Source organism: Cryobacterium sp. W22_MBD10_FK3 (genome assembly GCF_052113745.1).
In the GTDB taxonomy this organism is placed as follows: Bacteria; Actinomycetota; Actinomycetes; order Actinomycetales; family Microbacteriaceae; genus Cryobacterium.
In genome coordinates this window covers 1-10,205 of sequence record NZ_JBGQOH010000037.1, presented here as the reverse complement: position 1 = coordinate 10,205, position 10,205 = coordinate 1, and the positions used below count along the sequence as shown (strand labels likewise).

The following is a 10,205-nucleotide window of genomic DNA, read 5'->3' as shown; positions in this document are numbered from 1 at the left end:
TCGTCATCGTCCGAAGCCGGCGGTGGTGCCACATCAGGGCTACTCATGCTGAGATCGTCTCACCTACCACCGACATTCAAGACGCGGGCGGGTCAACGCAGAATTTCCACCATCAGCACCCAGGCACCCAGGCATCCAGCATTGAGCCGGCCACGGTCAGGACCAGTCCCGCCGCCACCCAGTACAGAGACCAGTCCGCGTCGGCGAGCAACAGGACGGCTCCGATGAAGACCGACCAGCCAGCGCAGCCGCCGCGCCGGCCATCGCCACCGCGAACTCGGACCACCCGGCCGTGACGGCTTCAGTCATGCGCACACGATAGCGCGGCGCCATCCCGGTGACCGGACTCGGGACGAATGACCCCCGTTCGACCAGCGGGTTGACAGCCACTGGTCCTACGCTGGTCTCATGAGAAGGCGCACCGGGGAACCGATCTACAGCACGGCGATCACTGCAGGACGCACGGTCTTCGGGTTATTCAGGTTACGGCCGTCGGTGACCGGCCTCACCAATCTGCCCGATGCCGGCGGCGCCGTCCTCGCCATCACGCACTTCGGTTACGCAGACTTCGCCCTGGTGGAGTGGATGACCTGGCGAAAGAACCGCAGGCACATCCGCTTCATGGCAAAGAAAGGCGCCTTCGACAAGCCGGTCGTCGGCTGGTTGCTGCGCGGAATGCGGCACATCAACGTCGACATGACGGCCGGCGCCCAGGCGTACGCCGATGCGGTTCGGGCGCTGAGCGCCGGCGAACTCGTGGGCGTCTTCCCGGAGGGCGGCGTGAACGCGTCCTTCACGGTGCGCGACCTGAAGACAGGTGCGGCACGGATGGCCAAGGAGGCCGACGTGCCCATCATTCCCATCGCCGTGTGGGGTGGCCACCGGCTGCTCACCAAGAACCACAAGCCCTCGCTGGGGGAGGCCTATCGCACGCCGATCTCCTTCGCGGTGGGCGCACCGGTGCATGTGGGCGCCGAGGATGACCCGCAACAGGTCACCGACACGCTGCACGGCCTGCTCCAGGAGCTCGTCGACGGCCTGCAGACGCGCTACCCGGAGCCGGGAGCCGGCCGCTGGTGGCAGCCCGCCCACCTGGGTGGAACCGCGCCGACCCCGGCCGAGGCCGCCGCGACGGAAGCCGAACGTCAACGTCGTAAGGCAGCGGCACGGGCCGCCGAGTCCCCGGCTGTTTAGACCGGTAGCGCCCCGGCGCCCAGGACAACCGGGCCGGATTGACTACAGAGTCTCGCCCAGCGCCCGGTAGTGGCGCTCGTGATAGATCAGCGCCTCGTCATCGTGACCGAGCCCGCCGCCCTCGACCTGCACGACCACAACCGCCGCGTTGTGCACGGTGACCCGTTCCACGATCCGCCCCACCATCCAGGACGTCACATTGTTCAGAACGGGCAACCCGTACGGCCCCACCCGCCAGTGGTCTCCGACGAATCGCTCGGTGTTCGGCCCGGCCAGGCGCTCGGCCAGGGTGCGGTTGCGCAGGCCGAGCAGGTGGATGACGACCCGGTCGGTCTCCGAAATGGCCGGCCAGGAGCTGGCCGACTTCGCCATGTTGAAGGTCGCCAGCGGCGGCACCGCCGACATCGAGGCCAGGGACGTTGCGGTGAACCCGACGGGCCGGCCCTCTGTGTCCAGCGCGGTGACGACGGCGACCCCGGCGGCGTGACGGCGGAACGCGTTCTTGAACGCGGCCAGGTCGCCCGGCGCATGCGGGTCGGTGTCAAGGGCCGGCGGCTGGGGGAGTGCTGCCGGTGCGGCGGGGCGTTCAGTCATAGTGGTGCCAATCGTTTCACCAACCAGCCTATTCCCGTGTGCCTGCCGTTCTTGGATAAGCTGAGATGACATGATCCAGACGATTGACCTTCGAGGAACGCGGCCTGCTCCGGCCGAACTTTTGGCCTCAGTGCCCCGGGCGCTCACCAGCGTCACCGTCGCGAGTGACGTCGCCGCCGAACTGATCGACGACGTTCGCGCCCGCGGCGAACTGGCCCTGCTCGACCAGGCCGAGAAACTCGACCGGGTGCGCCCGGAGTTCGTGCGCGTGCCGGCCTCCCACGTCGACGAGGCCCTCGCTGCCCTCGACCCGGATGTCCGCATCGCGATCGAAGAGACCATCCGCCGGGTGCGCCTGGCCAGCACCGCGCAGGTGCCGCCGCAGGTCACCACAGTGATCGCCGAGGGCGCCGAGATCGTGCAGCGCTGGCGCCCCGTGCAGCGGGTCGGTCTGTACGTTCCGGGCGGCAAGGCCGTCTATCCGTCCAGCGTGGTCATGAACGTCGTTCCGGCCCAGGTCGCCGGGGTCACGTCGATCGCGCTGGCCTCTCCGCCACAAAGCCACTTCGACGGCCGGGTGCACCCCACGATCCTGGCCGTCGCGGGTCTCCTCGGCGTCGACGAGATCTACGCCATGGGCGGTGCCGGCGCCGTCGGCGCGTTCGCCTACGGTGTGCCCGGCCTGGGCCTGGACCCCGTGCAGCTGGTGACCGGCCCCGGCAACGTCTACGTCGCCGCGGCAAAGCGACTCGTGCGTGGTGTGACCGGGATCGACTCGGAGGCCGGTCCCACCGACATCCTCGTGATCGCCGACGCCGACGCCGACCCTGCCTACGTCGCCGCCGACCTGGTCAGCCAGGCCGAACACGACGAGCTCGCGGCCGCCGTGCTTGTCACCGACTCCGCCGAGCTCGCCGCCGCCGTCGAGGCCCTCCTCGACGAACTGGCGACCACCACCACGCACTCGGAACGGGTCACGGCGTCGCTCGGCGGCACCCAGTCGGCCATCGTTCTGGTCGACGACCTCGACCAGGCCGCGGCCTTCAGCAACGCCTTCGGCCCCGAGCACCTGGAGATCCAGACCGAGGACCCCGACGCCGTGCTGCGGCAGATCGACAACGCCGGCGCGATCTTCCTCGGCCCGTACGCCCCGGTGAGCCTGGGCGACTACGCCGCAGGCTCCAACCACGTGCTTCCCACCGGCGGTCAGGCGCGGTTCTCCGCGGCGCTCGGCGCGTACACCTTCCTGCGCCCGCAGCAGGTGGTGCGCTACACCCGCGGCGGTCTCGCCGGCGTCGCCGACCACATCCTGGCCCTCTCCGCAGCCGAGGCGCTGCCGGCCCACGGCGACGCCGTGAGCGCGCGATTCGCGCCGGATGCGGCGCGGTAAGCTTTCGGCACCATGTATTGCCCGTTCTGTCGCCACCCTGATTCCCGTGTCATCGACTCACGCACCAGTGACGACGGACTCTCGATCCGCCGCCGCCGCCAGTGCCCCGAGTGCGGTCGCCGGTTCAGCACCACCGAGACAGCCAGCCTGAACATCATCAAGCGCAGCGGCGTCGTGGAGCCGTTCAGCCGGGAGAAGATCGTCGCCGGTGTGCGCAAGGCCTGTCAGGGGCGCCCGGTCACCGACTCCGACCTCGCCATGCTCGCTCAGAAGGTCGAGGAGACGATCCGGCAGACCGGAGCGTCTCAGATCGAGGCCAACGACATCGGCCTGGCCATCCTGGCCCCGCTGCGCGACCTCGACGAGGTGGCCTACCTGCGCTTCGCCAGCGTGTACCAGGCGTTCGATTCGCTGGACGACTTCGAGAGCGCCATCGCCCAACTGCGCACCGAACACGTCGCCGCCACGCCGGAACCCGACTCCGAACCGGAACAGTGAACGTGTACCCCACCCTCTTCAAGCTGGTGCTCACCCGGATCGACCCCGAGCAGGCGCACCACCTGGCCTTCGAGGTCATCCGGTGGTTGCCGCGCCTGGGCCTGGGGCCCGCGCTGCACAGGTTCACCCGACCGCGCACCGACATCGGGGTCGACACCCTCGGCCTGCACTTCGATTCGCCGTTCGGCGTCGCGGCCGGGTTCGACAAAGACGGCCACGCCGTGATCGGTCTGGGCAGGCTCGGCTTCGGGCACGTCGAGGTCGGCACGCTCACCGCAATCGCCCAACCCGGCAACCCCAAGCCGCGGCTGTTCCGGCTCATCCCCGACCGGGCCGTGGTCAACCGGATGGGCTTCAACAACGGTGGAGCCGAGGCTGCGGTCGCCCGCCTGCGCCAGGTGCGCGCCACTGTCAACCGCCCGGTCCTGGGTATCAACATCGGCAAGAGCCGGGTCACCGCCGTTGAAGACGCCACGGCCGACTACCTGGTCAGCACCGTCGCCCTGGCCCCCATCGCGGACTACCTGGTGGTCAACGTGAGCTCACCCAACACTCCGGGGTTGCGCGGCCTGCAGGAACTCGACCAGCTCGCGCCGCTGTTGCGGGCGGTGCAGGACAAGGCCGGCGGCACCCCGCTGCTGGTGAAGATCGCACCGGACCTCACCGACGACGAGGTGACCCGCATCGCCGGCCTGACGGTGGAGCTGGGCCTGGACGGCATCATCGCCACCAACACCACCATCTCCAGGGACAACCTGCTGACCGACCCGGCCGTCGTCTCGGCTGCCGGCGCGGGCGGGCTCTCCGGCGCCCCGCTGAACGACCGTTCGCTCGCCGTCCTGCGTCTGATCAGAGCCTGTGTGCCCGCGGACCTGTGCGTCATCTCGGTCGGTGGGGTGGAGACGGCCGAGCAGGTCGCCGAGCGACTCGCTGCCGGGGCAACCCTGGTGCAGGGCTACACGGGTTTCCTGTACCGCGGTCCGCTGTGGGCCCGCCAGGTCAATCGTGGTCTCGACATGCTGCTCGCCGGTCGCGGTGTCGCCGGTCGAAAGCCGATCCTCTCCTAAGCCAGCCACGGCCGGCCCGCCTGACCACGTCAGTCCGTGGGGCCGGGCAGTCCTGGATCGGTGATCAGTCCGAGATCGGCCAACTGGGCGGCCAGGCTCGCGCCGTCGGGTCCGTAGACCCAGAGCGCGTCCGGCTTGGCCTCGGCGGCGTCCTTGGCGCGACGGCCGGCCAGCACGGCCTCACTCGGTGACAGCCGACGGATGGCGACGGCCGCGACGCTGTCGGGGAAGTCCTGCTGGAACTCGCTGTAGATCGCCTCGTCGTGCTGCCCGTCGTCGCCGATCAGGATCCACTTCATCTCGGGGAATTCCTGCGCGAGCCGGCGCAGGTTCTCGCGCTTGTGCTCCTTGCCGCTGCGGAACAATCTGTCGTGGGTGGGTCCCCAGTCCGTGAGCAGCAACGCCCCGGCGGGGTAGAGGTTGCGGGAGAGAAACCGGCTGAGCGTCGGTGCGACGTTCCAGGCACCGGTGGAGAGGTAGATGACTGGAGCCCCCGGCGTCGCGTCGGCGAGGCGATCCAGCAGCACGGCCATTCCCGGCGTGGGGACGCGAGCGTGCTCGTCGAGGACGAAGGTGTTCCAGGCGGCCAGCAGCGGGCGGGGGAGAGTCGTGACCATCACGGTGTCGTCGACGTCGGAGATGACGCCCGTGCGCACGTCGGGGGCCACGATGAAGACCGGCGCCTCGACGCTGCCGGAGGCGTGCGTGTGCAGCCGGGCGGTATGCCAGCCCGGCTCCAGGTTGACCTGCATGACGGTGTCGACGACGCCGCCGCGGTCGGCCTGCACCCGGTGGGCCTTGCCCCCGATGTCGATGGTGACGGTGACGTCGTTGACCGGAACGCTTGTGAAGCTGCGCCAGCCCCGGATGCTCGCATCGCGGCCGACGTTCCGCCGCGGCTTGCGGGTGCGAGCGCCGGGCTTGGCCGGCTTTGCTAGCAACACCCGGCACAGGATCCGCACTCGTTCGGTCGTACCGTAACCCGTGTATGGGATGACGACAGGCAGATGCCCTCGTCGACGGGCGAACTTCTCCCGCTTGTCATGAAGCCAATCCTCGATTCGCGCCGCTCGGTGCATGAGGCGCGCAGGGTCCAGGGGCAGGGCGGGCGTGGCGGGGGACTTTGACACACCTCAGTCTCTCATGCGGCCGACCGCACCCGTGGACGGGGGGAGCGCGGGGATGCGCCGACCCGACTCGCCCGGGCCCCGGGCGTCCGCTCCGTTTGGGGGGTGCCGTCTGTGCCTCGGTGTCGGCCGTGCCGTCTAAGATTGTGACGTATATTCAAGGAGGACACGTGGCGCTGATCGACCTATTCGGTGAAGACTCGCTTGCCCAGGGCAGGCAGATTCGCACCGAACCCATCCAACAGCGCAGCGCGGCCAGGCTGACCGCACTTCTCGACGCTGCCGCTGAGGTCGTCGACGAGGTCGGATTCGACCGGATCACCACCGCCATGGTCGCCGAGCGGGCCGGCGCCTCGATCGGCACGGTCTACCGCTACTACCCCGATCGAGTTGCCGTTCTCGAGGGCCTGCGAGAACGTGCGGTGCTGCGATTCAGGCAGCGTGTCGCCGAGTCCCTCAAGGACACGCAGCCGAGCACCTGGTGGGAAGCCGTCGACTGCGGGATCTCGGCCTTCGTCGAGCTGTACCGCGCCGAACCCGGGTTCCGCATCCTGCACTTCGCCGATCGGGAACGCGCACAGTCCAGCACGCCTGACCAGCTGGATTCAGGGTTCTTTGCCAATCAGATCGCCGGTGTCCTGTCCGAGGAATTCGGCTTGACCGGTGGCCCCGACCTGATCTTCCGGCTCGAAGTCGCCGTCGAAATGGCCGACTCCCTGCTCTCGCGTGCCTTCACCTGGAACAGCCAGGGAGATGAGCGTTTCATTGCCGAGTGCCGCCGCATCATGCACGACTACCTCGTCGGGTATTACGGTCCAGACGCCTAAATCGGGACCTTCGCCCCTGGCGATCCTGGCGTACGGGGCAATCCGCTTTGGATCTGGCTCCGAAGGATGATTGGCTAGTCTTCCGTACTCGCCCGCTCCGTGATCCCCGCCGTCGGGGAGTGCGGGGCGCCGAGCCCGCTTCGAGGATTGAGCCCAGCCATGATCGAGTTCCGTTCAGTCAGCAAACGATTCCCTGACGGCACGCTGGCCGTCGAGGACTTCAGTCTCGTGTTGCCCTCCCACCAGACCACCGTGCTGGTCGGATCCTCCGGATCGGGTAAGACCACCCTGTTGCGAATGATCAACCGCATGGTCGATCCGACCAGCGGGTCGGTCGCAATCGATGGTGAAGACATCGCAACGCTGCCGCCGGTTAAGTTGCGCCGCGGAATCGGATACGTCATGCAGAACTCCGGGTTGCTCCCGCATCGCACGGTCATCGACAACGTGGCCACGGTTCCGTTGCTGCGCGGCACCCCGAAGCGGCAGGCCAGAGCGGATGCCCTGGCGTTGCTCGACACCGTCGGCCTGGACCGTGCGCTGGCCGACCGATACCCGAGCCAGCTCTCCGGGGGCCAGCAGCAACGCGTCGGTGTGGCCAGGGGGCTTGCCGTCAACCCGAACATCCTGCTGATGGACGAACCGTTCGGGGCCGTTGACCCGATCGTGCGCGCGGAACTCCAGCAGGAGCTGGTGCGACTGCAGAAAGAGCTGGACAAGACCGTTGTCTTCGTCACCCACGACATCGAAGAGGCCTTCCTGCTGGGCGACCAGATCGTCATTCTGCGTGAGGGGGGCCGCATCGCCCAGGTCGGGTCGCCGGTCGATCTGTTGGCGCGCCCAGCCGACGACTTCGTCGCCAGCTTCGTCGGCGCTGACCGCGGTCGCCGGGCACTGCATGTGGAGCGCCACGGCGACGAGGATGTGGTCGTCGACAGCGACGGACGCCTGGCCGGGGTGCTGAACGGGGGAGCGGCCTCGGCAGCGGGCACTCCACGGGGCCCGGCCGGCCGCGACGCGGTGGGATCCGCGACGGGCACCGAAGGCGACCGATGACCTGGGTGCTGGCCAACCTCGGCCTGATCTGGGCGCGCACCCTGGACCACGTGGTCCTGAGCCTGCCGCCGATCGTGCTCTGCTTCGTGATCGCACTCCCGTTGGGCTGGTTGGCGCGGCGTTACAGGATCAGCAGGGGAATCATCCTCACCGCCGCCGGCCTGCTCTACGCTGTGCCCTCCCTTCCCCTCATCTTTGTGCTGCCGGCCGTGATCGGTACCGGGCTGCTGTCGCCGGTGAACGTGATCGTCGCCCTCACTCTCTACGGCATCGCCCTCATGGTTCGGGTGGTGTCCGACGGTCTCGATTCCGTGGATGCCGACGTGCGCCAATCCGCCTCCGCTGTGGGCTATTCGACATGGTCGCGGTTCTGGCAGGTGGAACTGCCGCTGTCCGGCCCGGTGCTGCTAGCCGGCATGCGGGTCGTTGTGGTCAGCACCGTGAGCCTGGTCACCGTGGGCGCGGTCGTCGGCGTGCAGAGCCTCGGCAGCCTGTTCACCGACGGCTTCCAGCGCGGGATTCAGGCCGAGATCATCGCCGGCCTGGTAACCACGGTGGGCCTGGCCCTGCTCCTCGACGGAGCGCTGGTCCTTGCCGGCCGGGTGCTGATGCCCTGGACCCGCCGAGGGGCCGGCACCAAACGATCCGCAGCCGTGGAGGTGACGGCGGCATGAACCTCTTCGCCAGCGCCATCGACTGGATTCTCGACCCGGCCAACTACGTGGGCCTGAACGCGATCCCGTTGCGCCTCGCCCAGCACCTTCTCTTCACCCTGGTCACCCTGGTGATCGCGTCGGCGATCGCGATTCCGCTTGGCTACCTGATCGGCCACACCGGCCGCGGTCGTTCCCTGGCGGTCATGACCTCGGGGGGACTGCGGGCCATCCCGACGCTGGGTCTGCTCACCCTGGTCGCCCTCTGGGTCGGCATCGGCGTCGTGGCACCATACGTGGCGTTGACCGTGCTGGCCATCCCGCCGATTCTGGCCGGCGCGTACACCGGATTCGAGGCCATCGACCGGCGCACCGTCGACGCTGCGCGTGCGGTGGGGATGTCTGAGCTGCAGATCGTGCGCAAGGTGGAGGTCCCGCTTGGCCTCCCGCTCCTGATCGGCGGATTGCGCTCGGCCACCTTGCAGGTCATCGCGACCGCCACGCTCGCGGCCTACGTGGCCGATATCGGTCTGGGCCGCTACCTGTTTTCCGGGTTGAAGAACCGCGACTATGCCGAGATGCTGGGCGGGTCTATTCTCGTGATCCTGTTGGCGCTTGTGCTGGAGGGAATCTTTGCGCTCATCCAGCGGTTTGTCGTACCACGGGGTGTTTCCGGCCGTGCCGGACCCGGGTCCGGGAAGGCCGGCCGGCCCAGCATCTCCGCGAATCTCCCCGAACGCTCCACAGCAATTCGGTGACACCACTACCGAACCATCGGTACCTGAGGAAGGACAACAGCATGTTCACAATCACAAGAGGCCGGCTCGCGCTTGTCAGCGCGGTCGCGGTTGGGGCAGTCGTAGCCCTTGCAGGGTGTGCGTCCGGCGATCCGCTGGACGAAGGAAATAGCAGCTCGGGCGACACCGACACCCTCGTGGTGGGCTCGCAGGACTACTACTCCAACGAGATCATCGCCGAGATCTATGCCCAGGCCCTGGAAGACGGCGGCTACACAGTCGACCGTCAGTTCCGGATCGGCCAGCGCGAGGCATACCTGCCCGAGATCGAAGGCGGCTCCATCGATGTCTTCCCCGAATACACGGGCAGCCTGTTGCAGGCGCTGAAGCCAGACGCCGCCGGCGGCACCGCCGACGAGACCTACACGCAGCTGCAGGAGGCCCTGCCTGACGGCGTGAGCGTGCTGGACATGGCGGAGGCGACCGACCAGAACTCCTGGACCGTGACCCAAGCCTTTGCCGACACCTACGGCCTCACCGACATCGCCTCGCTCAGCAAGGTGACCGAACCGATCACAGTGGGCGGCAACTCGGAGCTCGAGACCCGCCCGTACGGCCCCACCGCCCTGAAAGAGAAGTACGGCATCGAAATCGCCGGCTTCACGCCCGTCGAGGACAACGGCGGGCCGCTGACGGTCAAGTCCCTGGTCGATAACAAGATCCAGCTGGCTAACGTCTATACGGCCGACCCGAACATCTCCTCGAACAACCTCGTCGCCCTCGACGACCCCGACGGTCTGTTCTTCGCGGACAACGTTGTGCCCGTCGTCTCCGACAAGGTCGACGACGGCGCGGCCGAGATCATCAATGCCGTGAGCGCCAAGCTCACCGCCGACACTCTCGTCGAACTGAACTCCCAGAGCGTGAACGATCAGGCCGCAGCAGACACCATCGCAACGGACTGGCTGACCAAGGCCGGGCTGCTCTAGCTGTACTGGGCCATGACCTGGGTGACACTTCTGGGCTTGTGAAAGAGGAGAACCTCCGGGCTTAGTGGAGGGG

11 protein-coding genes are annotated in these 10,205 nt (G+C 68.1%); 9 read left to right on the top strand and 2 right to left on the bottom strand.

The genetic code is table 11. From position 1 onward, the window contains the following. The first annotated feature begins 408 nt into the window (after positions 1-408). Positions 409-1,194 carry a lysophospholipid acyltransferase family protein gene (locus ACEN2M_RS18655; RefSeq protein ID WP_441649641.1) on the top strand — a complete coding sequence of 262 codons (786 nt, stop codon included), beginning with the start codon at positions 409-411 and terminating at the stop codon, positions 1,192-1,194. A 42-nt stretch (positions 1,195-1,236) separates the two neighbouring features. Here the strand turns inward: ACEN2M_RS18655 and ACEN2M_RS18650 are convergent, their stop codons facing one another. Then, positions 1,237-1,788, bottom strand: coding sequence for a flavin reductase family protein (locus ACEN2M_RS18650; protein WP_441649640.1), 552 nt, complete (start codon positions 1,786-1,788; stop codon positions 1,237-1,239). 70 nt (positions 1,789-1,858) lie between these two features. On the opposite strand from ACEN2M_RS18650, the gene hisD reads away from it, so the two are divergent. Genes hisD through ACEN2M_RS18635 form a run of 3 tightly spaced genes read left to right on the top strand, consistent with a single transcriptional unit; the run spans position 1,859 to position 4,743 of the window. Further along, complete coding sequence (gene hisD / locus ACEN2M_RS18645; protein WP_441649639.1) at positions 1,859-3,178, top strand: histidinol dehydrogenase; 1,320 nt, start codon at positions 1,859-1,861, stop codon at positions 3,176-3,178. A 12-nt stretch (positions 3,179-3,190) separates the two neighbouring features. Further along, a complete protein-coding gene (gene nrdR / locus ACEN2M_RS18640; protein WP_441649638.1) occupies positions 3,191-3,676 on the top strand; it encodes a transcriptional regulator NrdR in 486 nt (161 codons plus the stop codon). 2 nt (positions 3,677-3,678) lie between these two features. Next, positions 3,679-4,743 (top strand): quinone-dependent dihydroorotate dehydrogenase, encoded by a 1,065-nt coding sequence (locus ACEN2M_RS18635; RefSeq protein WP_441649637.1) that lies wholly within the window; start codon positions 3,679-3,681, stop codon positions 4,741-4,743. 29 nt (positions 4,744-4,772) lie between these two features. On the opposite strand, the gene ACEN2M_RS18630 is transcribed toward ACEN2M_RS18635, so the two are convergent. Then, complete coding sequence (locus ACEN2M_RS18630; RefSeq protein ID WP_441649636.1) at positions 4,773-5,687, bottom strand: App1 family protein; 915 nt, start codon at positions 5,685-5,687, stop codon at positions 4,773-4,775. Between the two features lie 353 nt (positions 5,688-6,040). Here ACEN2M_RS18630 and ACEN2M_RS18625 point away from each other — a divergent pair, with 353 nt between their 5' ends. The 5 genes from ACEN2M_RS18625 (at position 6,041) to ACEN2M_RS18605 (ending at position 10,132) form a co-directional block, all read left to right on the top strand. Next, positions 6,041-6,697 (top strand): TetR family transcriptional regulator, encoded by a 657-nt coding sequence (locus ACEN2M_RS18625; protein ID WP_441649635.1) that lies wholly within the window; start codon positions 6,041-6,043, stop codon positions 6,695-6,697. Positions 6,698-6,856: 159 nt separating this feature from the next. Further along, entirely contained in the window at positions 6,857-7,753 is an 897-nt protein-coding gene (locus ACEN2M_RS18620) for an ABC transporter ATP-binding protein (RefSeq protein ID WP_441649634.1), read from the top strand. Next, entirely contained in the window at positions 7,750-8,427 is a 678-nt protein-coding gene (locus ACEN2M_RS18615; protein WP_441649633.1) for an ABC transporter permease, read from the top strand. The genes ACEN2M_RS18620 and ACEN2M_RS18615 overlap by 4 nt, the downstream gene beginning before the upstream one ends. Further along, positions 8,424-9,164: an ABC transporter permease gene (locus tag ACEN2M_RS18610; RefSeq protein ID WP_441649632.1), complete on the top strand. Its 741-nt coding sequence runs from the start codon at positions 8,424-8,426 to the stop codon at positions 9,162-9,164. The genes ACEN2M_RS18615 and ACEN2M_RS18610 overlap by 4 nt, the downstream gene beginning before the upstream one ends. A gap of 41 nt (positions 9,165-9,205) precedes the next feature. After that, positions 9,206-10,132, top strand: coding sequence for an ABC transporter substrate-binding protein (locus ACEN2M_RS18605; RefSeq protein WP_441649631.1), 927 nt, complete (start codon positions 9,206-9,208; stop codon positions 10,130-10,132). The last annotated feature ends 73 nt before the right edge of the window (positions 10,133-10,205 follow it).